At 66.5% G+C, this 24360-nt stretch carries 22 protein-coding genes; 16 read left to right on the top strand and 6 right to left on the bottom strand.

Translation table 11 applies throughout. The features are described from left to right. Window positions 1–297: 297 nt before the first annotated feature. Window positions 298–567, bottom strand: coding sequence for a helix-turn-helix domain-containing protein (locus ACIRFL_RS38875; protein ID WP_404038915.1), 270 nt, complete (start codon window positions 565–567; stop codon window positions 298–300). A 442-nt stretch (window positions 568–1009) separates the two neighbouring features. On the opposite strand from ACIRFL_RS38875, the gene ACIRFL_RS38870 reads away from it, so the two are divergent. The 10 genes from ACIRFL_RS38870 to ACIRFL_RS38825 all read left to right on the top strand — a co-directional run bounded on the left by ACIRFL_RS38870 (window position 1010) and on the right by ACIRFL_RS38825 (window position 12089). Further along, window positions 1010–2242, top strand: coding sequence for an XRE family transcriptional regulator (locus ACIRFL_RS38870; protein WP_404038879.1), 1233 nt, complete (start codon window positions 1010–1012; stop codon window positions 2240–2242). 1062 nt (window positions 2243–3304) lie between these two features. Continuing rightward, complete coding sequence (locus tag ACIRFL_RS38865) at window positions 3305–4303, top strand: NAD-dependent epimerase/dehydratase family protein (protein WP_404038876.1); 999 nt, start codon at window positions 3305–3307, stop codon at window positions 4301–4303. Further along, window positions 4300–4998 (top strand): phytanoyl-CoA dioxygenase family protein, encoded by a 699-nt coding sequence (locus ACIRFL_RS38860; RefSeq protein ID WP_404038873.1) that lies wholly within the window; start codon window positions 4300–4302, stop codon window positions 4996–4998. The genes ACIRFL_RS38865 and ACIRFL_RS38860 overlap by 4 nt, the downstream gene beginning before the upstream one ends. Further along, window positions 4995–6038: a glycosyltransferase family 2 protein gene (locus ACIRFL_RS38855; RefSeq protein ID WP_404038870.1), complete on the top strand. Its 1044-nt coding sequence runs from the start codon at window positions 4995–4997 to the stop codon at window positions 6036–6038. The genes ACIRFL_RS38860 and ACIRFL_RS38855 overlap by 4 nt, the downstream gene beginning before the upstream one ends. Continuing rightward, a complete protein-coding gene (locus ACIRFL_RS38850; RefSeq protein ID WP_404038867.1) occupies window positions 6035–7090 on the top strand; it encodes a glycosyltransferase in 1056 nt (351 codons plus the stop codon). Before ACIRFL_RS38855 ends, ACIRFL_RS38850 begins: the two co-directional genes overlap by 4 nt. Continuing rightward, entirely contained in the window at window positions 7087–8310 is a 1224-nt protein-coding gene (locus ACIRFL_RS38845) for a polysaccharide pyruvyl transferase family protein (RefSeq protein WP_404038865.1), read from the top strand. Before ACIRFL_RS38850 ends, ACIRFL_RS38845 begins: the two co-directional genes overlap by 4 nt. Window positions 8311–8420: 110 nt before the next feature. Beyond that, complete coding sequence (locus ACIRFL_RS38840; RefSeq protein ID WP_404038862.1) at window positions 8421–9443, top strand: NAD-dependent epimerase/dehydratase family protein; 1023 nt, start codon at window positions 8421–8423, stop codon at window positions 9441–9443. Further along, entirely contained in the window at window positions 9440–10195 is a 756-nt protein-coding gene (locus tag ACIRFL_RS38835; RefSeq protein WP_404038859.1) for an HAD family hydrolase, read from the top strand. Before ACIRFL_RS38840 ends, ACIRFL_RS38835 begins: the two co-directional genes overlap by 4 nt. Then, complete coding sequence (locus ACIRFL_RS38830) at window positions 10192–11091, top strand: glycosyltransferase family 2 protein (RefSeq protein ID WP_404038856.1); 900 nt, start codon at window positions 10192–10194, stop codon at window positions 11089–11091. Before ACIRFL_RS38835 ends, ACIRFL_RS38830 begins: the two co-directional genes overlap by 4 nt. Before the next feature lie 185 nt (window positions 11092–11276). Continuing rightward, the gene (locus tag ACIRFL_RS38825) at window positions 11277–12089 is read left to right on the top strand and encodes a glycosyltransferase (protein ID WP_404038853.1); all 813 of its coding nucleotides are present in this window, start codon (window positions 11277–11279) and stop codon (window positions 12087–12089) included. A 10-nt stretch (window positions 12090–12099) separates the two neighbouring features. On the opposite strand, the gene ACIRFL_RS38820 is transcribed toward ACIRFL_RS38825, so the two are convergent. The 5 genes from ACIRFL_RS38820 to ACIRFL_RS38800 form a co-directional block, all read right to left on the bottom strand. Beyond that, entirely contained in the window at window positions 12100–12924 is an 825-nt protein-coding gene (locus tag ACIRFL_RS38820) for an RNA methyltransferase (RefSeq protein ID WP_404038850.1), read from the bottom strand. Window positions 12925–13080: 156 nt separating this feature from the next. After that, window positions 13081–13854, bottom strand: a complete 774-nt coding sequence (locus tag ACIRFL_RS38815; protein WP_404038847.1) for a phosphotransferase family protein — start codon at window positions 13852–13854, stop codon at window positions 13081–13083. 98 nt (window positions 13855–13952) lie between these two features. Beyond that, window positions 13953–15431 (bottom strand): helix-turn-helix domain-containing protein, encoded by a 1479-nt coding sequence (locus ACIRFL_RS38810; RefSeq protein ID WP_404038845.1) that lies wholly within the window; start codon window positions 15429–15431, stop codon window positions 13953–13955. Between the two features lie 107 nt (window positions 15432–15538). Beyond that, complete coding sequence (locus tag ACIRFL_RS38805) at window positions 15539–16267, bottom strand: HAD family hydrolase (RefSeq protein ID WP_404038843.1); 729 nt, start codon at window positions 16265–16267, stop codon at window positions 15539–15541. Next, the gene (locus tag ACIRFL_RS38800) at window positions 16264–17766 is read right to left on the bottom strand and encodes a helix-turn-helix domain-containing protein (RefSeq protein WP_404038840.1); all 1503 of its coding nucleotides are present in this window, start codon (window positions 17764–17766) and stop codon (window positions 16264–16266) included. Before ACIRFL_RS38800 ends, ACIRFL_RS38805 begins: the two co-directional genes overlap by 4 nt. A gap of 340 nt (window positions 17767–18106) precedes the next feature. On the opposite strand from ACIRFL_RS38800, the gene ACIRFL_RS38795 reads away from it, so the two are divergent. From ACIRFL_RS38795 to ACIRFL_RS38770, 6 genes are all read left to right on the top strand, one after another. Then, window positions 18107–18301 carry a hypothetical protein gene (locus ACIRFL_RS38795; RefSeq protein WP_404038837.1) on the top strand — a complete coding sequence of 65 codons (195 nt, stop codon included), beginning with the start codon at window positions 18107–18109 and terminating at the stop codon, window positions 18299–18301. A gap of 208 nt (window positions 18302–18509) precedes the next feature. Then, complete coding sequence (locus ACIRFL_RS38790) at window positions 18510–19514, top strand: hypothetical protein (RefSeq protein WP_404038834.1); 1005 nt, start codon at window positions 18510–18512, stop codon at window positions 19512–19514. A gap of 61 nt (window positions 19515–19575) precedes the next feature. Beyond that, complete coding sequence (locus ACIRFL_RS38785) at window positions 19576–21108, top strand: amino acid permease (RefSeq protein ID WP_404038831.1); 1533 nt, start codon at window positions 19576–19578, stop codon at window positions 21106–21108. Further along, a complete protein-coding gene (locus ACIRFL_RS38780) occupies window positions 21108–22526 on the top strand; it encodes a glutamine synthetase family protein (protein ID WP_404038828.1) in 1419 nt (472 codons plus the stop codon). The genes ACIRFL_RS38785 and ACIRFL_RS38780 overlap by 1 nt, the downstream gene beginning before the upstream one ends. Window positions 22527–22847: 321 nt before the next feature. After that, window positions 22848–24053, top strand: coding sequence for an acyl-CoA dehydrogenase family protein (locus tag ACIRFL_RS38775; protein ID WP_404038825.1), 1206 nt, complete (start codon window positions 22848–22850; stop codon window positions 24051–24053). 35 nt (window positions 24054–24088) lie between these two features. Continuing rightward, the gene (locus ACIRFL_RS38770) at window positions 24089–24295 is read left to right on the top strand and encodes a hypothetical protein (protein ID WP_404038822.1); all 207 of its coding nucleotides are present in this window, start codon (window positions 24089–24091) and stop codon (window positions 24293–24295) included. Window positions 24296–24360 lie beyond the last annotated feature (65 nt).

The raw sequence follows: 24360 nt of genomic DNA, 5'->3' as shown, positions 1-24360 counted from the left end.
GCTCCAGCGGAGGGCGTCGGTGCGGATGGTCTCGGCCAGCGCGGCGGCACGAGCGACCGCATCAGGTCTGCCCCAGGCTCAGCGGGATGAGCTGGCCTCCGCTGTCGCCGCACGACGCCTCAACAATCGATTCGTTGTAGGCCCGGACGCACGCGAGCCGGTTGCGTGCTGGCACCCGTTGAGGCGTTGACCCGTCCTTGAGAGTGCTCTGGAATCACCAGAACGGCATATCTCGGCGGTGATATCACGGAGGTGATACTCGACGGCGCGCCGCGTGATCAGCGTTGTTCTGCATCTCTAGTCGTCATCTGGTTCTGTAGCCGAGGAGCGCAGCATCGGCCCGGTGAGTTCGGCTGGCGTACCCAGTCCATCGAGGAGAATGATGATCTTGTCGATGTTCGTCAGACGGCGCGCACCCGTTTCCAGCATCGACAGGAACGGCTGACTCAGGCCCGTCAGCGTGGCCATGTCATCCTGACGTAAGCCGCTGGCTTCCCGTACGAGAGTGCACAGCCTCCCGAAGTCTCTGCCGGCAAGCGCCGCTTGAACACTCGCGTCCGCCCACACCTCGGCCAGCACTCGCGGTTGCCTCGGAGGTGAACCCGCAGGGACTCGCTGACACCCGCCGCAGCGTGAATCACTGTTGTAGCGGCTGAGGCGGCAGCCGCACCGAGAACAGCGCCGGTAGCGTTCGGTGATCGCACTCGCCCCGGCATAGCCTTCTTTCAGCACCAGCTATCCCCTCGTCGCCGTGGTCATGCCCTTTTGTCCGCACCCGTGGATGCCGCTGCGCCGCTCATTCCGCCCAAGCCCTCGGCGATCAACGCCATGGGGCCCAACGCCGCCACGCGATCGACACTGTGTATGCGGACGGTTACTGTCGAAAGGGTGGACATGGGGGTCACTTCAAGTGCCCCTACGCTGTCCCCGCTGTCCACCCGCGGGGGGCGATCCTGCGTGCAAGACTCGTCTGGCAGAGAACCCGAACGGGTGAGATGGAGGGCGCGGCATGATCGACGACCGTCCCGTCTGGTCGAGGCGCATGGAGTCCGAGCGGGCCGCCCGAGGCTGGATTCCCCTCGATGCAGCCCGTGCCATGCGTGCCCATTCAGGCCACGATCTGCCCGATGAGCGGACGCTCGCGCGATCCTGGCGCCGTTGGGAGTCCGGGGCAGTCGAGCCTCGGGACCACAAGGCGCTGATCGCGGCCGTCTTCGGCACAACGACCCACGCGTTCTTCCCGGTAGACCATCGCCGGGATGGGAACGCGGAGGTGCGGGACGTCTCGGGCATGGACACCGTAGAGATCGTCGCTCGACTACGCGCCTCGGACGTCGATGAGGCCACCTTGGATGCGTTGCGTATCACCGTGGATAGACTCTGCTCGGAGTACGCCTACTTGCCCGGCGACCAGCTGCTGGTCGAGGGCAGAGCCTGGCTCCACCGGGTCGCCGGCATGCAGCACCAACGCCTCACACTCGGACAGCACCGAGACGTCCTCGCTCTTGCAGGCATGCTCACCTTGCTTGTGGGCTGCGTCGAGTACGACAGCGGAGGTGCGACCCGCACCCACGCGGAGGCCACTCGTCAGGCCGCTCTGTCGATCGGTCGCGAGGTCGGACACTCAGGAATTCAAGGATGGGCGCACGAGATGCGCGCCTGGTTTGCACTCACGACCGGAGACATGCGCGGCGTCCTCGCCGCGGCCGACGACGGGCTCGCCATTGCCCCCAATCAGTCCGTGGCAGTGCAGTTGCTGGCTCAGAAAGCTAAAGCCTGGGCGAGGGTTGGGGACCGGCGGCAGACGGAGGTTGCCCTCGACGCCGGACGCCGCCTCCTGGAGGATTTGCCCTACCCGGAGAACGTGCAGAATCACTTCGTGGTGGACCCGGGCAAGTGGGACTTCTACTCTATGGACTGCTATCGCAAGGTCGGCGACGACCAGCTCTCCGAGAACCTGGCCCGCGAAGTCCTTCGGGCTGGCATGGACTTCGACGGTACGGACCGTTCGCCCATGCGCAACGCCGAGGCCCGGATCACCCTGGGCGTAGTCGCTGCCCGAGGTGGTGACCTCGGAGCTGCCCTCGCTTACGGCGAGCAGGCCCTCCAAGGTGACCGACAGTCCCTGCCTTCGCTGATGATGGTCGCCGGCGATCTCAGCGCAGTCCTATCCCAGCAGTACCACGGCGATCGAGAGGCACGCGAGTTCGTCCAGCACTTGCGCACTCTGCACTCCCGCTGAGCCCTCGAAGGGATACTGGGCCGTCGTTTACCGCGCCCTACTGCGGTGGGTGCTCGAATGGCCCGGGGGCCTCGCTTGGAGTGAGGTGAAGCCATCTGGAGGTCGCAGCATGGGCCCATCTGTCGATCAGCTCAACGGATGGCATGGCAGACACGCGTGACCGCTCGGTTAAGCCATCAACTACTTGAACCTGCCGCCTTGGCGAGAATCGTGACGAAGTCCTGCGCCCTCCGGCGACGGGAAGGCCGAAGGGCAGGGCGGCTCGTGATCAGGACCCGGCAATGTCGAGACCGGGGTCCGCAACCTGCCTCAGGCTGGCCTGACGGGTCGTCGCTTGGGCGATATTGCTCAGATGCCCCGGCGGCTCAAATGCCCGCATCACTCCGGTGATATCACCCCCGATATGTGCGGCGGTTGAGCACGACCAGCACTCTGGGGAAGTGCTCAACCTGCCCTGCGGGCAAGTCATTTGACGGACGAACGCACAGTCTCCTGCGCGACGACGAGTGACGAAGGGTCATCGCCGCAGCCGGGCTGAAGTCGGTCACATGTCGCACGTGACTGCATCTCACAGCGGCTTCCGTGGAGTTGAAGCCGTTCTGAACCAAGGGACCACGTCTGGCGAAAGGGCCGATGATGACCTTGACGCTCAACACCGAGCAGCGAATGGGCACATCTCGACTGCTGCGCACCCTGGCCGTCGGACCGATGGCTGCCAAGGTGGCGCGTCACCTCGCTCGCGGCCATGTCGACGGCCACCGGCCGGTTGATGACGAGGATGTCGTCGTTAAGGCGATCCACCAAGCCGGTGGCGAAGTGCCGCCGAGGAGTGGCGCTGAAGCCTCCGAGACCAACTGGCGGCTTGCGTTGGTCACTGCACTTGAAACTGGGGCTGGACGCAGATCCCGGGCAGCAAGGCCGTGTGCGCACTCAACTGTACGAAGTATGACGGCCGCGCCATCGCGGAGCCCCAACCAGCTGCTGAGCCCACCACTTCTTGTCACGTGCTGCCCGCAGTACAGGCATGCCGCCTTTCGTCCTAATTGTGAGGAATAAGGAACTGTGGAAATCTCATTACCGAGGTGCAGCCCAGACACGGCCCCTTTCCGTCGAGCCGTCGTCACCGGAGGCTGCGGATTTGTCGGCTCCCACCTGTGCGATCTGCTGCTCGACAGCGGTGCCGACGTGGTGTGCATCGACAACCTTCTTACGGGTGCACTGGCCAACATCGTGCATCGGCAGGCGGACAGCCGTTTCAAGCTGCTGATTCACGACGTCACAGATCCGCTCTCGATACCGGGCCCTGTTGACCTCGTGCTCCACCTCGCTTCGCCCGCCTCCCCCCAGGACTACCTGCGCCTGCCGATCCAGACCCTCCAGGTTGGTTCGCAGGGAACGCTCAACGCGCTGGAACTGGCCCGGAGCAAGAAGGCCCGCTTCATACTCGCCTCCACCTCTGAGGTGTACGGCGACCCGCTTGAACATCCGCAGCGCGAGTCGTACTGGGGGAATGTCAATCCGGTCGGGCCGCGCAGCGTGTACGACGAGGCGAAGCGGTTCGCCGAGGCGGCGACCATCGCCTACCGCACCGAGCATGGCGTCGACACCGCGATCGTGCGGATCTTCAACACGTTCGGGCCGCGGATGCGTGCCGAGGACGGGCGGGCCGTACCGACCTTCATCCGCCAAGCGTTGGCGGGCGAACCGCTGACCGTCACCGGCGACGGCTCGCAGACCCGTTCGCTGTGCTACGTGGACGACACTGTCCGTGGCATCCTCGCCGTCGCCTCAGGTCATCACCCCGGCCCCCTGAACCTGGGCACCGCCGACGAGACCACTGTCCTGGAGCTCGCACATCTGATCCGCCAACTGTGCGGATCCTCGTCTCCCATCGAGTTCGTCGACCGCCCGGTCGACGACCCGGGCCGTCGCAGGCCCGACCTCGCCTTGGTCTGGGAGAAGTGCGGCTGGAAGCCGGAGACCGACCTTCGCAAGGGCCTCAGCACCACCATCGACTGGTTCGCCACGCAGCTCACCCCCACCGCAGCGAGGGACCGATGACCCAGCATCCACCGCGCCCGACCGGCGCCTTAGCGTCGGCACTCGGCGAGGAGCCGCTCCGAGACTTTCGTACGGACGGCTACACCGCTCTTCCCCAGCAGGTCACTGGGGCGGCGCTTGAAGCACTCCGCATCGAGGCTGACAACCTGATCCGGCGCTTCACCAATGACGGCTTCCGGTCGCCCGACTACTGGTACTTCACACCCGCCGGCACCGATACACCCGTCCTCTACCGGATCCACAACCTGCAGGACAAGGGCGCACCAGCATCGGCACGCTTCTACACCGACGGCAGTCCCCTGCATCTTCTGGCCACCGCCATCCTTGGCGGCCCCGTCCGCGCCACCGCCTGCGCCATGATCGTCAAACTACCCGAGGTGGCCGCCCCCGTGCCCTGGCACCGCGACCGGACCGATGTGCCACCGCACACCGTGTGCAACCTGAGCATCTTCCTCGACGACTCCGACCCGGGCAACGGATGCCTGGAATTCGTCCCCGGCTCGCACCTCCAGCCCGACGGCGAGGACGCCGAAACCCTCCAGGCGCAGGGCCCTGTTCGCGCGGTCTCGCTCGCAGCGGGTGACGTAGCCGTCCACGACGTACGCATCGCCCATGCCTCGCGCCGCAACACCTCCCCGCGCATCCGGCGCAGCATCGTTGTCGAGTTCGCCCCCGCAGACCTGGAGCTGCCGTGACCGGCCGCAACCCCGCTGGGCAGGCGCCGCTCGTACGGGTAGCGACGATTACGGTGGGCACCAACGAGCGCCGCTGGCTGGAGCCCTGCTTAGCCTCTCTCCTGGAGAGCGACGTCCCCGGGATCGACCTGGCGGTCTGGTATGTCGACAACGACTCCCACGACGGCAGCACCGCCGTCGTGAAGGACCGCTTCCCGCAGGTGCGGATCATCCAGAACGAAGGGAACGTCGGCTTCGCCCGCGCCAACAACATCGGCATGCGCGCGGCGCTCGACGACGGCGCCGACTACGTCTTCCTCGTCAACCCGGACACGCAGACTCCGAAGTCCCTGCTGCGCGACCTGACCGAGTTCATGGAGACCTGGACCGACTACGGCGTGGTCGGCCCCATGCAGTACGAGTACGACGAGTCGAACGGCACCGCCCTCGGCGCGTACAACGACTGGTCAATGACAGCTCTGCGCTGGGGCGAGCAGCACGCCTTCGCGGGTGACTGGCCGAACCACCCTTCACCCGCCGGCCCGCCCGAAGGGCGAGCCCCGAACACCCTGGAACACGCGTACGTCCAGGGGGCTGCCTTCTTCGTCCGCGCCGCGCTGCTACGCACCGTCGGACTCTTCGATGAGGTCTTTCATACGTACTACGAGGAGACCGACCTGTGCCGTCGCGCCCGCTGGGCCGGCTGGCGCGTCGCCCTCCTGCTCAACCTCGGGATACAGCACTACGGCGGCGGTGGAACCACGGGTAGCAGTTACCGGCGGGTCCAGATGCGCCGCAACCGCTACTACTACCTCCTCACCGACATCGACTGGCGCCCGCTGCCCACACTGCGGCTGGCGGCCCGGTGGCTGAAGGACGACCTGCGCGGGCGTGGCGTGGGCGGAGTGACCATCTGGTGGCGCGGGACGTGGGAAACCATCGAGGCCGTGTGCTGGCTCGCGCGCCGTACACCGTTGATCAGGGCCCGCCGCCGCGCCCACCGCCAGCTCGGCCGACAGACGGTCGGTGCCGGTCGTTCGCAGGCAAGGAGCACGCGATGACCACTCCCAGGATTCTGTTCGCTGGTGTTTTCCACTGGAACGCGGGCTCCAGCCACATGATCGCCGAGTACGCCCGGGTCGCTTCAGCGGCGGGATGCGAAGTCGGCGTCTCCAGCCAACTGTCGCGCCTGGACGGCACGGTGAACGTCCACCTGCCGCTCGTGGACGACCTCACCTGGGCCACCCACCTCGTCCTCGTCTTCGAAGGCAGGCAGTTCCTCTCGACCCGGCAGCGTGAACTCTGCGAGGCCGTGCCGCGCCGGCGGCGCATCATCCTCGACCCTGACGGCCACTGGGGCCCGTACGTCGCCGCTGGCCTAGACGACAACGCGGGCGCGGACACCATCGAGTCCTGGCACAAGCTGTATGCCGACCTCAGCGATGTGATCCTTCAGCCGCGCCTTGGCGAACGGCTCCCGGACGGCGCCGAGTTCTTCAGCTACTTCGGAATGCCGGACATCCACCGGCTCGCCAATGACCTCTCGGACCCGCAGTCCCTGCCGTACGGACTGCAGTACGTCGGAGCAAACTGGTGGCGCTGGAACGCGATGACCAGTCTCGTCCGGGCCGCAGCCGCCGCCGAGCCGCCGATCGACCGCATCCGGGTGTGCGGACGCTGGTGGACGGGCGACCCGCACCCCGACCACCTGACCGCCACCGACAACGAGCCGGGCTGGATGCAGGAACACGGCGTCGAGGTAGCGCCCCCCGTTCCGTTCGGGCACGTGGTCTCCGCCATGTCCCAGGCGGCAATCACGCCGGTGCTGGCCCGCCCGCTGCTCGCGCAGATGGAGCTGCTGACCCCTCGCATGTTCGAGACCCTGGCCTCGGGCAGCACCCCCGCCCTCTGGCCGGGCCTGGGCTACCTGTCCGCACTCTACGGCGACGACGTGGAGTTCTTCCTGCTCGGCGACGATCCGGCCCACACCCTCGCCCGGATGATGCGCGAGCCGGCCCGGTACCGCGAGCGCCTGGCGGTCGTCCAGCGCCGAGTCCACGAGCGCTTCAACTACCGCGCCGTTCTGACCGAACTCTTGCGGTTCACCCGATGACCCTTGTGAGGTCTGCTGTGTCCAATGTCCTGATCACCGGCATCACCAGCTGCGAGAGCCGCGGTGTCGAAGCCCTGGCCCGCGCCATCGCCGAGCAACTGAACGGCGAAGGAGGCAACCGGATCACCGTCCTCACCCAGACACCGGCGCTCGACGAGGAAGCCCTCGCTCCCACCGGTGCCCGCTGCGTGGCCGATCCCTTCGTCATCTCCCGCTCCTGGCAGCAGATGCGCCCTCAGGAGAGCCCTGCCGAACTGGCAGCACGAAGCGACCAACTCCTCACCGAAACCGACCTGGTCATCGCCACCGGGGGCGACCTGCACACCTCGGACTACGGCGTCTCCACACCGTACCTGCGGGGCTTGACCGCCGCGCAGCAGCGGGACATCCCGACAGCGATGATCGGCCAGTCCGTCGGCCCCTTCGACGATCCAGCCGACGCCAAGGCATGGCTCACGGTCGCAGCCCGGTGTCATCTGCTCACCGTCCGGGAGAGCGTCTCCCACGGCTACCTCGTGGGCAAGCTCGGTCTTCCCGGGGATCGTGTGCAACTGTCCTCCGACCCTGCCTTCCTGCTGCCGGCAGCCACCGACGAGCGGATATCAGCCGTGCTCAGGCCCCTGGGGCTCACTCCCGAAGACCCCTACGTGTGCCTCGCTTCCAGCCAGGGCATCACCCGCTTCAGTGCGGTGGACGAGGCGCAGCACACAGCCGCACTGACGCGACTGGCCACCGCCCTCGTCCGCACCCGGGAGATGCCGGTCGTCCTCCTGCCGCACTGCCACGACTCCCGGCCTCACAACGACGACCGGATCCTCGCCGCCCGCATCGCCGAGGCCAGCGACGTGCCCCAAGTCATGACGCTGCCCGGCATGCTCTCGGCCTCCGACTACAAGGGCGTGCTCTCCCGCGCCGAACTCGTCATCTCCGAGCGCCTGCACGCCGCGATCGGCGCACTCTCCAGCGGCGTCCCGGCGATCACGATCGGCCACTCGCACAAGTTCAACGGGGTACTCGCCGAAACCTACGGCGACACCATCGATGTCGATGACATCCACGCAGACGTCCGGGCCTTCGCCCAGGACAACACCGTCCTCGCCCGGCTCGTCCACGACACCGACGTGACCGTACTGCGCACCACCCTGCAGCAGCGGCTCCCGCTGATCACAGACCGCGCCCGCAGCGACTTCGCCCAGATCAACATGCTCCTCGGAGCCTGAACACTCCAGCCCTGCACGCGGCTCGTCTGCACCGCATCTCGCACGCCCCGCTGCGGCCCGCCCCTGGGCAGCAGCGGGGACCCACTCACGGAGAGGAAGACACGACAACCATGCCCACGCATCTGGTGACCGGCGGCGCCGGCTTCATCGGTTCCCACCTTGTCGCATCCTTGATCGAGCGCGGCGACGACGTCGTAGTCCTGGACAACCTCGACGGTGGCAAGACCGAGAACGTGCCCGACGGCACGCCCCTCATCGTCGGCTCGGTCGCCGACCAGGCCACCGTCGCCGAACTCTTCGCCTCCTACCGCTTCGACGGCGTCTACCATCTGGCCGCCTTCGCCGCCGAAGGCATCAGCCACGCGGTCAAGCACCACAACTACTCCGTCAACCTGCTCGGCAGCATCAACCTGATCAACGCCTCACTGGCCGCCAAGGTCAGGTTCTTCGGCTTCGCCTCGTCGGTCGCCGTGTACGGCCACGGACACGTCCCCATGCGCGAGGACGAGCAGCCCATCCCGGCTGACAGCTACGGCAACGCGAAACTCGCCGTGGAGCGTGAGCTCGCCATCACCATGGAGCTGCAGGGCCTGCCGTACTTCGCCCTGCGCATGCACAACGTCTACGGCGAGCGGCAGAACATGGGTGACCCCTACCGCAACGCCGTCGCCATCTTCCTCAATCAGATCATGCGCGGCGAACCGATCAGCGTGTACGGAGACGGCAGCCAGATCCGCGCCTTCACCTACGCCCCGGACATCGTCGGCACCTTCCTCTCCGCGGCCGACCAGCCGGCCGCCTGGGGCCAGGTCTTCAATGTCGGTTCCTCGCACACGACCACCGTGCTGGACATGGCCCACGCCGTGCGCACTGCCATGGGCGTACCCGACCACCCGATCAAGCATTTGGCAGCCCGCGCCGAGGTCCACGCCGCGTACACCGACAACAGCCTCGCTCGTAGGACGCTCGGCGACTGGACCGACACCCCGCTCGCCGAAGGTCTGCGACGCACCGCGGCCTGGGCCCGTGAGCACGGCCCCGAAGAGCCCGTGACCTCCCTCAGCATCGAGAACGACACCGCGGACAAGCCCGAGTGGTTCACCTGGGCCGCCGGACGGGCGGTCACGTCATGACGGTCCGCACCCTGGCCGTCGACGTCGGCGGCATCATCTACTATGACGAACCCTTCGACCTCGCCTGGCTCCAAGGCGTCTGGGAACTCGCGCGCGCAGACGATCCAACCCTCACCATGGAAGCCTTCCTCCAGGCGATGCGGGACTTCTACCAGGACCGCACGCCCGGATCACCGCCGCCCAGCCTCTTCCCGCCCAACGGCACGAAGAGCTGGCAGAGCGTCCGCAAACGCTGGACCTCGCTCGTCCAGCCCATTCCTGGAGCCGTCGACGCGCTCAGCCACCTTGCCGGGGAGTACGACGTGTGCATCGTCGCCAACCAGCCCCCGGAATGCCTCGCCGCCCTGCCTGCCATCGGCATCGAGCACCAGGTCCAACTCGTCGCCCTCGACTCCCTCGTCGGCTACTCCAAACCCGACCCCCGCCTCTTCAAGTGGGCCTTGGAGCGGCTGAGCTGGAAGCCGGATCACACCATGGTCGTCGGCGACCGGACCGACCACGACTCTGCTCCGGCCCTAGCTCTCGGCTGTTCCGCAGCGATCGTCAACGTCGACAGCGGATGGAACGCGCCTGCTGGAGTCGATCCCGAGATCGTGACCGCCTACCGCGAGCTGAAAGCCCATCGTGGCCAGACAACCGAGGGAAGCACGAGTCACTGGACCGTCATCTCCCTCACAGACCTGGCCGATGTGCTCCGGACAGTCGGCCGCGAACAGAGCTGCCCGTGGCCGAGCCAGGTGGTGCGCCTGTGACTCCCATCGCCCACCCGCCCCTCACCATCGCCATCTGCAGCAACCGCCCTGATCTCCTACCGGGAGCCGTCGCTCGTACCACCGCGGCGATCGGACCCCGCGACAACCTGCTGATCATCGCGGATATGCCCGCCTATCACCTTCCCGCATTGCCCACGAGCTCCTCGCTGCCTCTCTTACGCATCCGCGTCATCTGCAATGAGGGAAACCATGGGCTCGCCTACAGCCGCAACAAGGCCATGAAGGAGGCCACGACACGGCATCTCGTCTTCCTCGACGACGACATAGTCCCCACCGCCGAGGCGCTGACGCAGATACGGGCCGCGCTGGCAGCCGGTGCACATGTCACTGGGACGAGGATCACCGCCCATCTTCAAGGGCACCACTGTCCGTGGTTCCTCACCTCGGGCCAGCTGCACTACCTCGGATCCCACGCTCCTGCCCGGCCGGCGTCGATCTGGGGCGGCAGCTTCGCCATCGACTCCGAGCACGCCCGCTTGCTCGGAGTCGGCTTCGACGAACGCCTCGGCCGGGTCGGCGGCTCCCTCTCCTCCGCCGAGGACACCACGTTCGTACGGGAGATGACCGCGCGGGGCGCCACCGCGGTGATCCTTCATGACGCCGAGGTCCAACACCTCATCCCCGCCCACCGGCTGACTCTGTCCTACTTACTGCGTCGCGCCTTCTGGCAGGGGCGCAGCGAAGCGCGGCGCAACGACGCATGGCGAGGCATGGGGAAGGAATGGAACCGTAACTGGTCGGGGGACGGCGCCCATCCAGTGCGAGCTGCCCTCGCTGTGCTCTACACCGCGAGCGTCCTCCTCGGAGTCCTCCGGGAGGCGATAGCCCAGAGCCGGGCCGGCACCGCCAACGTCGAGGCCGGGGGTGACCAATGAAGGTGGCTATGGTCATTCCTCCGTATCGGTACGGGGCCGACCCCAGTCAGTGGATCACTGTGCCACCCCAGGGCTACGGCGGTATCCAGTGGGTCGTAGCCACGCTCATGGACGGACTGCTGGAGGCCGGGTGCGAAATCCTGCTCCTCGGAGCCCCTGGAAGCCCCGTCCAGGAAGGAGTCACGGTGTCCTCCGCGGTTGAGACAGACGAAATCCACGCCGACATCGAGGCGTTCGCCCCGGACATCGTCCACGATCACTCAAACACTGCCGCGCTCCCACCGGACGGACTCAGGCCAACCGTGAGCACGCACCACCTCAACGGCGTGCCAGAGCGGCAGATCAACGGCATCTACCTCTCCTGCGCACAGCGCTCCGCCGCGGGGTCCGTATCCGCCCCGGTGATCCGGCTGCCGGTCAATCCCTCGCGATATCCGTTCCAGGAGGCGAAGGACGACTACCTGCTCTTCCTGGGCCGGGTCTCCGCACACAAGGGCGTACGCGAAGCGGCGGCATTCGCACATGCCGCCGGCCTGTCCCTGACCGTTGCCGGACCAGCCTGGGAGAAGGACTACCTGGACGCCTTGCTGGCCGACTTCCCGCACACCGTTCGCTACGTAGGCGAAGTCGGCGGCGGCACCCGTACCCGACTCATCGCACGCGCCCGGGCACAACTCGTGCTGTCTCAGCCTTGGGGCGGCCCGTTCGGCGGACGATGGATCGAGCCTGGCGCCACCGTGGTATCGGAGGCCGCAACCAGCGGCACCCCGGTGATAGCCAGCGACAACGGTTGCCTACCTGAGATCGTCCCCGGCGTCGGCACGGTACTGCCGGTCGGGCAGAAGATCACCCCCGCAGAGGCGAAGCAGGTGCTGGCATCCCTGCCCACGGCCCAGGCCGTGCGCGAAACGGCGGTCGACCGATGGGGCCACCAAACCATCGCGCGCCAGTACCTGGCGGTCTACAAGAGAGCGGTCAACGGCGAAGTCTGGCCATGACCTGGGCATATCACGCCGTGTGCTGCCTCGCGAGACGCTGACGGCGTGCCTCGTAGAGAACGACGGAGGCGGCGTTCGACGCGTTCAGGGAACTGGCCGAGCCCGTCATCGGAATGCTGATCACGTGGTCGCAGAGCTCACGCCACGCCGCACTGAGGCCCGCGGTCTCATTGCCGATCAGCAGCAGGACCGGCTGGGTCAGATCGAATTCCGAGACTTCGGCGTCACCGTTCTCGTCCGTGCCGACTACGGCCACCGGCCGCCCCTGAGTGCGCTCCTTCTCCACCCACTCCATGACCTCGTGGTGCGACTGGCTGCGCACCACGGGCACGGCGAAGAACGACCCAGTGGAGGCACGTACCGACTTGGGGTCGTAGGGATCCGCAGCGTGTCCCGTCACGATGAGCCCGTCGGCGCCGAAGGCATCGGCCGACCGCACGATGCTTCCGATGTTGCCGGGCTGCGTCGGCCGGTCGAAGACCAGACCGAGAAAGTCGTCGCGGACCTTGATCCGCGACAGACTGTCCGGCGCCATCTCAACCACCGCCAGGACCTCCGCAGCCCCGTCGGCCTTCTCGCTGAGCTCGGCGAGCAGCTGCGGTGCCATCGCTACGCGCTCGGCACCGACGCCGCGAAGTAGATCCTCGGCCCATCGGGAGAGCGGGCGGCTGGCGTCGTACAGCAGGGAACGAATGGTCCAGCCGTGCTCCACGGCCATCGTGATCGGACGTACGCCCTGTACCAGGAACTCCTTGGCGCGCCCTCGTTTGGTGCGGTTGTTGAGCAGCGTCTGCAGCTGCTGGAAACGGGCGTTGCGGGTCGTGATCCGCTGCACTGCTACCCGTCCTCCAAGCCAAAGATGATCATTTGCTAGCCCGATCGTCCCTCGTGAACCACGACACCGGGCAACCAGCAGGCTACACGCCCAGCAGTGGTGACCATGCGTGTCCGACTCGTTGCATTCATGGGCTGGGGCTCGGTGGAGCGGCGATCAAGCTGCGCTCCACTGGGCCTGACCGTCTTCGTTCATGAGCGTTTCAATGCGGTAGCCAAGCTGCTTGCCGGCAGCTTCGTCGCCACGGCCCGCGCGCCGGATGAAGGAACCGAGTGTGTGTAGGTCACGGATTCCGCAGAGGACGCGAAGGCCGGGCCATTCCCTGATGTCATAGCCGTACCGAAGGCTGAATTCGTCCAGTTCCTCAGCGCTACGACCGAAGCGGATGCCTTGAAATGTGTTGGCCAGGTCGATCTCGCGTGGACCGAATGACGCCTCGTCCCAGTCACCGAGTCTGACCCCGTGACCGTCCCACAACGTGTTGCCTGGATACGCGTCGGCGTGGAGATGACCGTACCCGAGCGGAAAATCCAGACCCCGATAGGACTCCAGGAGCTCTCCTCGGCGTGCGGTGAGCCATTCACGATGAGATGACGACAGGTAGGTGCTGGCATCCAACGCAGCCTTGAGAGAGGCGAGGGGCTGATACTCCGGAAGCTCAAGAGGTGGGGACGGCAGATCATGCAGGGACCGCAGCAGGCTCCCCAGATGTCCGGCCGGCGGGGTGTTCGATGCTGGTTGCGGATAGTGCCGCCAGAACGTGATGACGTACGAGCTCTCCGCAAGTGGCTGAGAGACATCCGCTGGTTCTGTCGCGGGGAAGCCTCGCGCGATGAGCCAGCGCGTCAGAGAAACGGCAGTTTCGAGGCGCTGCCGCTGCGAAGCCGAGCTGACTCGCACCACGATGCCTTCAGTCGGCAGCAGGAACACCGAGGTAGCGTGGTTGTGAAGCGAGGTGAGAGACCGGCCGTCCAGCCCTGAAGTCCGGCAGGCAGCGCGGGCGGCGGACTCGGGAGAGACCGTCGTTGTCATGAGGTGAGGGCCTTCGCTCGGGTGTCGATCACCTGATAGCCGCGGGTCGCGTCTGCGAGTTCGCGAGCAATCCGGCTGCGGGTGAGCCGCGGGTCTTCCAGAAGCCTAGCCACTCCCTGCATGGCATCGCCGATCTGCCGGATCCTCCTGTCCTCGGGAAGATCGAGGATGGGCTGGAGCTGCTCGCCGGCTCCCTCGATCTCCCCTGCGGCAATGCGTGCGGTGACGATGTCGAGGCGTGCCAGGGCCTCGTCACCGTACGACCGTTGCTCCCTCGGACCACGCTCGTACAGTTCGATCGCTGCGGTAGCGTGCTTCTCGGCCTCGTGGTGGTCGCCGAGCAGCGCGTAGGTTCCGCCGATGTAGTACTCCTGCTTGGCCTCTGGGAACGTAAGCAGCCCGCCGAACCGAGTGAGGCCGTCTGGGGCAGTTCGTTGTTCGCGGGCACGCTGCAGTTCTTCGAGGGCGGCCAGTGCTGTGCTGCGGTCGCCGATGCGCGCGGCAGCCCTGGCTTCGATCGCGGCCGTCCTGATCCGCGTCTCGCCGCTGAGTGCCAATCCGGTCGCTTGCCTTGTGCAGTCGAGGGCTGTGTGCTGATGAGTCGACCATTCGGCAATCAGTGCCGCTGTTCCCTTCACCCAAGCACGCAGATCGTTGTGGCCAGCGTGCTCTGCGAACGTCCACGCCGTCTGGAGTTGGGCCACTGCAGAATGCTGGTCGCCAAGGTTCTGCGAGGCGTGCGCGAGGAGCAGGCAACTGGTACCGGCGAGGAGGAACAATTCGCGGGTCTGGCGTGGCGGCTGATTGCCACTCAACAGCGAGAAGAGCTGATCTCTCGTGAACAGGAGATCCCTGAAGAGCGGGTATAACGGAGCGTGGACGTAGTCGGTCGCGATTTTCGCGATTCTGGATTCCAGTTCTTCGAGTTCCACACCGCTCACGTTGCTCTTCGTGATCTCTTCGGTGAACTGTAGCGATTGTACGGCAGCCTGCGCAGCAAGGTCGCGTAGGCCGGCCGTACGCCCTGTGCTCCCAGGCTCAATCCTGTGAGCAACTCGTCCTGGGAGTGAAGACGGCGCCGATGTGGAATGCGCGTCGTGTTCGCGGAATGGCGGGGGCAGCAGGGCGTGAGGTGTTTCAATTCCACTCAAGAACTTGGCGACCTTGTCCAGGTTCGTTAAGCGCCGGGTGCCCGCTTCCAGCATTGACAGGAAGCCTTGGCTCAGCCCTGTCATGTGAGCCATGTCGTCTTGGCGTAGGTTCGCCCGTGTGCGGATGAGGCGACTTGCCCGGCCGAAGTCCCATGCGACAATGGCGGCTTGGACTTCGACGTCGTGCCAGACGGAATCTGGCACACGGGACTCAGGTTGGGCATGGAATCGTCTGTCGCGCGCGCACGCTGCGCACCGGTCGTCTTGATTGTATTGGCTCAATCGACATCCGCAGTCGGCGCATACGCGAGCGTGCTTCTGCATCGCACCCCCGTTCCTCGTCTGCGCGCGACAGCGTATGCGGGGGCACTCGGATGTTCCTATCACTCGTGTGATGCAGGCAGCTGAGACGTGCTGCCGGCCATCCGCTGTCACTCGCGGTTGAGAGTCAGTGCGGTGATCACGGCGAGGAGCCGAGTGACGTCTTCGAGGCTGTCGAGCACCACCTCGGCTCCCGCCGACGCAAGTTGACTGGAGGTGGTCTTGCCAGACGCGATCCCGATTACCGGCGCGCCGCCTTCGAGGCCGGTGCGGACGTCTTCGAGGGAATCCCCGATGATGACGGTGTTGGACCGGGTAAAGGCCGCCCCGTGCTTCGCCTGGGCGCGTTTCTGGGCCACGGAGACGAGGGCCGGACGGTGCGTGTCGTCAGAGGAGTATCCGCCGATATCTGTGTCGAGGAACCCATCGAGATGGAACGCTTTGAGCTTCAGCAGTGCGTTGGGCCGGAGATTCCCTGTGACAACGGTCGGTACGAAGTTCGACTGTGCGTGCACCGCCTTCAGGGCAGGCACGGCACCGGGCATGAGGACACCTTGCTCACATAGGTCCTGCCCATGTGCGGCGAGACGTTGCGGCAGGAGTTCCACCATGCGTGGGAGCAACCGCGGGACTTCCGATTCCGGAACGCCGTTGTCCAGCAGCAAGGCCCGGATCGCGAGAGGCATGGTCACCCCGGTGCCGCGGGCCGGCAACTGGTCCGCAGGGCGCCCGACGACCTCGGCGAAGGTCTCGCGGTAGACCTGACGGTCGATGTCGCCGACGTACAGCAGCGTGCGGTCGATGTCCCACAGTACAAGGACCTTTTGCGTCTCACTCACGTTCGTCCCCCCACGCCCGTCACGGTGGCAGCTCGCTCCAGTACCTCTTGAGCGTACGGGGTGTGGATCTCCGGCTGGAGACGGTGGAGCATGGCCAGCACGTGATCGTTCAGGCGAGCGGACTTGAGCCGTTCGGCGAGGTCGAGGGCTTCGTGTGCCGCGGCGCATCCGGCTTCGAGGTCACCTTGGTCGATGTGGGCGGTTGCGGCGCGGGAGAGGAACAGGGCCTTGGTGCGGTGGTCAGTCGCGTTGAGAGCTTGACGCGCCTTGGTGAAGCTGGAGACCGCGTTACCGGGGTCGCCTAAATCGAGGTAACAGCTGCCGGCCTGGCCGTGGATCTCTCCCTCGTTGATCCAGTACAACCACTGAGGATCGTGTTCCGAGGGTCCTTGAGCACAGAGTTCGGCTGCGCGTCCGAGTGCGGAGAGGGCCGCCTGTCGCTCGCCGAGTTTGGCGTGTCCGCGTGCCTGTCGGGTCAGCAGCATGGCTTCGAGCGCGGGTGTGCCGAGTTTCTTGACCTTTTGCCGTGCGCGGTGTGCTGCGGTGACGGCGTGGTGGGGTGCTCCGGTGGAATAGGCATGGATGGCGATGTAGGACAACGCGCCGGCACCGAGTCGGACGTCTCCCGACGTCTTGGCAGCACGGAGCCCGGCGTACAGATACCCCAGCGTCTGGTCACGCCGGCCGGAGTCAAAGACGAACCAGCCAGTCTGGGTCGCGGTGTCGGCGATGATGGCCGCGAGCTGCCGTCCTGTCGTTTCGTCGTACGACGTGTGTTCAACGAGGTGTTTGAGGAACTGCAGGTGCTTGTCACCGAGCACTGTGAGGGTTCCGCTGCCGTCGCTTGCGTCCATGCTCCGAAGGCTGTCCGTCGTGCGCTGGAGCCCATCGAGCAGACTGTGCGAGAGGCGGCTTCCCTCGGCCGCACGTTGTAGGGGCTCGGCCTCAGCCTTGTCCCATTGGTTCACGAAGGCGGTGAGCGCTATGCCGCTTGCGGTGAGGAACTGCCGACGGTCCATCGTGCTGCCTCCCACCGCCGAGTCCAGTGCTGCGACCATACGGGCTGCGGTCCAGGGCAGGGTCGGATCCGCGTCGCCGGCGAACGGCTCCGAGGCTGGTTGCCGCACGTCGGCCCCGGCCTGAGGGACCGGAAGCGGTACTAGTTCGGCAGGTACGCCGAGGCCCGCCAGAAACTCGATGATCTTGTCGATGTTGGTGAGGCGGCGTCTACCCGCCTCCAGCATGGACAGGAATGCCTGGCTCAGACCGGTGAGCTGAGCCATGTCACCTTGGCGGAGGGAACCGCGCAGTCGGATCAGGCGACTGGCTTGGCCGAAGTCCCATGCGGCGAGCGCGATACGGACATCCGGGTCGGACCAAACATGGTCCGACACAATGGGGGCGTGTTGTTCGAGAATGGGGTAACGAGCGCAGGCGAAGCACAGCGTGTCGGTGTTGTAGCTGCTCAGTTGGCCGCCGCACCGGTCGCAGCTCCGCATCGGCCGCTGATGCACGTCATGCCTCCCCATAAGTGAGCGCGCGCAACCTCAACTACTCCTTCGTGAGCTGGAATCACACAAGTGATATCACCTGCGGAATGTGTGCGCGGGACGTTTTACCGCCAGTGTTGGGAACCCCGGGGCGCGGCGGGCCGGAAGTGATCACCGGCCCATCGCCTCGTCGCGCTACGGGAACGCGAACCAGTCGCTGATCCCTCAACGGAGTCCACTTTGTCCTCCGCCCCACGAACAAGGCCGGCCTGCGGCCCGGTCCTGTCCCCGCAGGGCTCATTTCATGCGCCTCACTGGGCGGGAGCACCGTGCCACTGGAGGGTGCACAGTGACCGTTAGCATCTCCGCCGTTGTGCTCCTGGGCGTTGTCGTCTTCATCTTCGTCAAGAAGAGCGGACTGAATGCGGCGCACGCCATCGTGTGCAGTCTGTTCGGGTTCTTCCTGGCGAGCACGTCGATCGCTCCGAGCATCAATCAGTTCGTCACTGGCATTGCCGACATGATCGGTCAGATTCGCTTTTAAGGCAGCTCATGTCATAGTCGGGCGCCCCACCCAGCTGAGTCGGTTTGGCGCCCCTGCATTCTGCGGCCCATTCCCCACAATTCCCCTGAGGCCCCCTGATGGCTATCTCGCCCAACTGGAATCGCACTTCGCAGCATGCTGCCCGTCCTCAGACGAGCAGCCCCGCCCAGCCTTCGGGGCGTGGCCCTTCCCGATCCGAGGGCCTGTGATGCGTCTTGTGTATCACCCAGCGGGTCATGATGACGAACTGCGGGTGGCCCTGGAGGAGCTGGAGGCGGGCCGCTGGCGTACGGCCGCGAAGCTGCTTCGGGACACTGGCAGCTACTGGGCGCTGCGGACGTCGCGTACTCAGGTGTTGGCCGTGGCGGCGGCTCGGTCGGACGTGGTCGGTGTGTGGCTCGACGAGGAGCCCGGCAGCTACGACGCGCAGGTGATGGGTGCCCGTGTGGCCGTCGAGCGGGCGCTGCGCGCGCACCGTCAACAGCATCCAGGCGCCGTGGAGTTGGAGCTCAGAGCGCGGCGGGAGGCGTTGCTGGCGGCTCGCCGTGTGCCGCAGGACCCGGTGCCGTGGGTGTGCCTCGTGGCGTTGGCGCAGATTGACACCCGGCAGCTGCGTCATGAGCACCGTGTGATGCCCGCCGAGCCGATGCTGCCGAGCGGTCCCTGGGGGTTGCTGTACGAGGTCAATCAGCGTGACCCGTACAACCGCGAGGCGTACCACCGCGTGCTGCAGTTCATGCTCGCCCTGGACGCACCACGGGCCGCGTCGTTGGCCGGCCTTTTCGACTTCGGTCGGTGGGTGGCATCGCAACGGCCCGTCGGGTCTCCGTTGTTGCTGCTGCCGGCGTACGCCCAGGTCGAGCAGCGGCGGCGATCGCACGCTGATCCTTTGTGGCGGCGGCAGTGGGCGCAAGAGTCGACGCTCGCCTACACGCAGAATGCCTTCCACGACTGGTTCCGCAAGGCTCCCGCCCGGGAGCGATCGGTGGCCGATCTGAACCTTCTCGCCTACGCGTTGTGGGCAGGCCACCAGTATGTGGAAGCCGCCGAGGTGTTCGAGGCGATGGGTCCCTACGCGGCTCGCGAGCCGTGGTCCTCGGTGCATGAGGGGGCCGCGAGGCCAGACCCGGCTACGACTCTGTTTCTGAGAGCGCGCGCCGAGTCCCTTTCCTTCGCCCGCACTCATAGACCCCCTACCCGGCCCCATCCGTGACGTGGCGGTCTGCCAAGAACCTGCCCGCGTTGTCTTCACCTGACCCCTTTGGAGGTTACCCATGTCCCGCTTGAGTTCCGGCCATCGCGCAACAGGCCGGAAGCCCGACGACGCGTATCTGCGGGAGCTCGGCTACGAGCCGGTGCTGACCCGTCGTATGGGGCCGTTCGGGAACTTCGCGATCAGCTTCTCCGTCATCAGCGTCCTGTCCGGCTGCATGACCCTGTACGGGTTCGGCCTGAACACCGGCGGGCCGTCCGTGATGCTGTGGGGCTGGGTCGTCGTGGGCGCCATGGTGATGTTCATCGGCGCCGGGCTGGCCGAGGTGACTTCCGCCTATCCCACCTCAGGGGCCTTGTACTACCAGGCGGAGCAGCTCGGCGGACGCAAGTGGGGCTGGTACACCGGCTGGCTCAATCTGCTGGGCCTGCTCGGCGCGATCGCCGGCATCGACTACGGGGCCGCGCTGTTCACGGGCGCCTTCCTCAACCTGCAGTGGGGCTTCGAACCCACACCCGGCAAGATCATGGTGATCTTCCTGTGCATCCTCGCCCTGCACCTCGCGCTGAACCTGTTCGGGGTCCGGCTGGTCAGCATCCTCAACAGCATCAGCGTCTGGTGGCACCTCGGCGGAGTCACGGTGATCGTCGGCGCGCTGGCGATCGTGCCCTCCCACCACCAGTCGGCTGATTTCGTGTTCGGGGAGTTCGTCAACAACACCGGCTGGTCCAGCCCGTTGTACGTGGCGGTGCTCGGCCTGCTGCTGGCCCAGTACACCTTCTGCGGCTACGACGCCTCCGCCCACCTGTCGGAGGAGACCACGGACGCCCAGGTGTCCGCGTCCCGGGGGATCATCCACGCGATCGGCTGGTCGTGGCTGGCCGGGTTCGTGCTGCTGGCCGGACTCACCTTCGCGATCCAGGACTACGCGGGCACCGTGGGCACGGCGACAGGGGTGCCGCCGGCACAGATCTTCCTCGACGCCCTGGGCGGGGCGGGCGCGAAGGCACTGCTCCTGATCGTGATCGTCGCCCAGCTGTGCTGCGGCAACGCGGAGACCGCGGCGGCCAGCCGAATGGTGTTCGCCTTCTCCCGGGACGGAGCCCTGCCCGGCTCGCAGCTGTGGCGGCAGGTGGATCGCCGTACCGGCACCCCGCGCAAGGCGGTGCTCCTGGCCGTGGTGTGCGCTGCGGTGCTGGCGCTGCCCAGTCTGTACAGCCCGGTCGCGTACGCGGCCATCACCAGCATCAACGTCATCGGCATCACCCCGGCGTACGCGATCCCGATCTTCCTGCGGGTCAAGAACCGGCACCGGTTCAGGCCCGGCCCGTGGAACCTGGGCAGCTGGGGCGTGACGGTGGGCACCATCGCCGTCATCTGGGTGGCGTTCGTGACCGTCCTGTTCTGTCTGCCCCAGACCCGCCCCGACGGCGGCGGCCTCGTCACGGTCGACACGTTCAACTACGCGCCGGTGGCTCTGCTTGTCGTGCTCGTACTGGCATGGGCGTGGTGGCACAAGCAGGGCAGCACGTACGAGGTTCCGGCCCAGAACTTCGACCGCTCGGCGGCCGGGTACGAAGAGGAGGTCGTGTGATGACGACACCGAGCAACGGCACAGCCCCGCGCCTGGCCACAGCGGCGGCACCCGCTGGACGCTCGGAGAAGGCCCTGTCCGTGACCGACCTGCGCAACCTCGTGAAGGGCGGCGCGATCGACACCGTCCTGCTGGCCCTTCCCGATCTCCAGGGGAGGCTGAAGGGGAAGCGGTACGACGCCGACCACTTCCTCAGGCGCGTCGCGCATCACGGTGCCGAGATGTGCGCCTACATCCTGGCCACCGACGCCGAGATGAGCCCGGCAGACGGCTTCGCGCTGACCTCGTGGGAGGCCGGCTACCAGGACCTGTCCGTTCAGCCGGACCTCGCCACCCTTCGTGTGGTGCCATGGCTCCCGCGCACCGCCATCGTCCTGGGCGACGCCGTGCACCACGACAGCACCCCCATCGAGGTCGCACCCCGCCAGATCCTCCATCAGCAGCTGGCCCGGCTGTCACGGCACGGCCTCCAGGCCAAGGCGGGAATCGAGACCGAGTTCACCCTCTACCAGGGCACCTACACGGAAGCGGAACGGGCCGGGTACCAGAGCCTGCGGCCCATGACGACGGAGAACCTTGACTACGCACTCGACCACGCCCCCGACTGCGACCGGTTCCTCCGCCGCCTCCAGCGGGCACTGACCGGGGCCGGCATGCCCGTGGAAGCGATCAAGACCGAGGCCGGCCCGGGCCAGATTGAGGTGACCTTCCCGTACGGCCCCGCGCTCACCGCCTGCGACCGGCACCTGCTGTTCAAGCACGCGGTGCGCACGCTGGGAACGCGCGCCGGACTGGCGCCCACGTTCATGGCAGCCCCAGAGACCGGGCGGGCCAACGGCCTGCACCTGCACGTCTCACTGTGGTCGAAAGCCCTGAGCCAACTCCACGCACCTGACAACGAATACGAGTTGTCCCAGACCGGACGGAACTCAATCGCGGGTCTGCTCGCCGGCCTGCCGGAACTAGGCCCGCTCTACGCGCCGAACGTCAACTCCTACAAGCGGTTCACGGCCGGCTCGTTTGCCCCGACCACAGTCAGGTGGGGCCGGGACAACCGCACCTGCGCCATCCGCGTCGTCGGCCGCGGAGAAGGTCTCCATCTGGAGATCCGCGTACCCGGAGCGGACGCCAACCCATACCTGGCCCTTTCCGCCGTGCTGGCGGCCATCGACCACGGCATCACACACCAGCTCCCTCTCGGCCCCGCAGAGACAGGCAACGCGTATGCCGGGGGCGGTACACCCGTGCCGCCCACCCTCACCGACGCTCTGACCGCATTCCAGAACAGCGCCCTGGCGCAAAGCGCGTTCGGCACCGAGATAGTCGAGCACTACGCCCGCCTCGCCTGTCTGGAACTCGCCCACCACCAGAGCCTGGTCACCGATGCCGAGCGGCAGCGGTGGCTGGCCCGCGCCTGACCGGCCAGCATCCCCACGGACACACGGCAAGAAGCGTAGACGGCCTGGGACCGGCCCACTTCCGGCGCCAGCGGCATGGAGACCGTCGAGCAGGGCGCCGTGGAGGTCGTGCGCGACCTCCACGCGCGCCCCGTCCGTAGCGCACCCTCGGTCACCGGGCGGCCTCTCGCCTGCCCCCTCCCGTCCGGGACACGGTGGCTCATCCGCCCCAACCCCCCTCACTCAGGAACCCCCGATTCTCGTGGCGGCCTGCTCCACGTCCATCACCCCGAGTCAGCCTCAGGCGCCCACCCGCCACCACTCCCAGAAAGGGAAGTGCCCATGCCGAGCACCTCTCTCTCCCACCCCTATTTGACCGACGACCACCTGCATCTCCAGCACCAGGCACAGAACATCGCCGAGAAGCACCTCGCTTCGCTCACTCCGGAACTGGAGAGCCGCGGCCCGCATACCGACCACAACGTCCGGCGCATACTCAGCAAGACGGGATGGCTCGGCGTCCTCATCGGATCCGAGTGGGACGGCATGGACGAGGGACACGTCGCCAAAACCGCCCTACTCGCGGCGATCTCCCGGGTCAACGCCGCGGCCGGCGCGATCCTCCAGGCATCCATCCTCGGTGCCGCTCCCATCGCCGAGTACGGCAGTACGCAGATGCGCCGCACCTGGCTGCCCGAGATCGCCGCAGGCCGTATCTGGCCCACCATCGCCACCACCGAACCCACCACCGGCAGCCATGTCCTGGCGATGGAGACGACCGCCCGCCGCAAGGGCAAGGATTACATCCTGGACGGCGAGAAGGACCTGGTGGGCAACGCCGATCTCGGTGACGTCCACTGCGTCATCGCCCGCACCGGCAAACCACTTCACCCCAAGAGCCTGACCGCCTTCCTCGTCGAGAAGGACACACCCGGCCTCGAAGTCGTCCACCGACCCCTCAACGCGCTGCGCGGCTTCTCCGTCGACGGCCTGCGCCTGAGACGAGCCCACGTCCCCAAGACCCACGTCATCGGTGAGATCGGCGACGGCCTGGCCGCCGCGCTGCTGTCCTCGGTCGTCTACGGACGCCTCAACCTGGCTGCCGTCGCCCTGGGCATCCACCAGCACATCCTCGACATCACCGCACAGTGGGTATCCATCCGGCCGCGCTACCAAGGACTCCTCAGCGACCTGGACACCGTCCGCCACCGCATCGCCGAGATACAGCACCGCCTGATGACCGCGGAACTCACCGCCTACCACGCCGCATACCTGCTCGATGCGGGCCAGCCATGTGACGCCTGGCTGTTCAACAGCAAGCTCACCAACCACCGCGCCGGCGTCGCCTCCGCAGAGGATGCCAAGCAACTCCACGGCGGCCACGCCGGACGCATCGGCAACCCCTGCGAACAACTGCGCCGCGACATCGACCTGATCCACGCCCCAGCCGGCCCCGACGACCTCCAGCTCAAACGCCTAGCCGAAGCAGTACTCGGCCCTACCCGCACACAGTGGTCCGCACAACACGCTGCCCGACGCCACCGCTGACCCCCTCCCCCGACCCTCCCATGGAAGAACTTCCCATGACCCAACCTGACAGCGAAAAAACCTCGCTTAAATATCCGGCGCTGACGGCACGCAAGAGAAACATCCTTGCCTTCATCGAAGCATCGACCAAGAAGAACGGATACCCGCCCTCACTACGCGAGATCGGCGAAGCCACCCAACTGGAGAGCACATCCAGTGTGGTGCACCACATAAGAAGCCTAGTGTCTCGTGACCCTGATTGAGTTACTTCGAGTTGTTATTGACGAGTTTCTTCACGCTGGTCTGGACGAGTCGGACCTTGGCGAGG

The organism is Streptomyces sp. NPDC102462 (genome assembly GCF_044765425.1).
Classification (GTDB): Bacteria; Actinomycetota; Actinomycetes; order Streptomycetales; family Streptomycetaceae; genus Streptomyces.
The sequence above is the reverse complement of the archived record's forward strand: the minus strand, read 5'-3'. Positions and strand labels throughout refer to the sequence as shown.

Coding starts and splice junctions, on each gene's coding strand:
- ACIRFL_RS38870 (WP_404038879.1), top strand. CDS start 1,010: ATGATCGACGACCGTCCCGTCTGGTCGAGGCGCATGGAGTCCGAGCGG.
- ACIRFL_RS38860 (WP_404038873.1), top strand. CDS start 4,300: ATGACCCAGCATCCACCGCGCCCGACCGGCGCCTTAGCGTCGGCACTC.
- ACIRFL_RS38850 (WP_404038867.1), top strand. CDS start 6,035: ATGACCACTCCCAGGATTCTGTTCGCTGGTGTTTTCCACTGGAACGCG.
- ACIRFL_RS38845 (WP_404038865.1), top strand. CDS start 7,087: ATGACCCTTGTGAGGTCTGCTGTGTCCAATGTCCTGATCACCGGCATC.
- ACIRFL_RS38840 (WP_404038862.1), top strand. CDS start 8,421: ATGCCCACGCATCTGGTGACCGGCGGCGCCGGCTTCATCGGTTCCCAC.
- ACIRFL_RS38835 (WP_404038859.1), top strand. CDS start 9,440: ATGACGGTCCGCACCCTGGCCGTCGACGTCGGCGGCATCATCTACTAT.
- ACIRFL_RS38810 (WP_404038845.1), bottom strand. CDS start 15,431: ATGCAGAAGCACGCTCGCGTATGCGCCGACTGCGGATGTCGATTGAGC.
- ACIRFL_RS38800 (WP_404038840.1), bottom strand. CDS start 17,766: ATGCGGAGCTGCGACCGGTGCGGCGGCCAACTGAGCAGCTACAACACC.
- ACIRFL_RS38790 (WP_404038834.1), top strand. CDS start 18,510: ATGCGTCTTGTGTATCACCCAGCGGGTCATGATGACGAACTGCGGGTG.
- ACIRFL_RS38785 (WP_404038831.1), top strand. CDS start 19,576: ATGTCCCGCTTGAGTTCCGGCCATCGCGCAACAGGCCGGAAGCCCGAC.
- ACIRFL_RS38780 (WP_404038828.1), top strand. CDS start 21,108: ATGACGACACCGAGCAACGGCACAGCCCCGCGCCTGGCCACAGCGGCG.
- ACIRFL_RS38775 (WP_404038825.1), top strand. CDS start 22,848: ATGCCGAGCACCTCTCTCTCCCACCCCTATTTGACCGACGACCACCTG.
- ACIRFL_RS38770 (WP_404038822.1), top strand. CDS start 24,089: ATGACCCAACCTGACAGCGAAAAAACCTCGCTTAAATATCCGGCGCTG.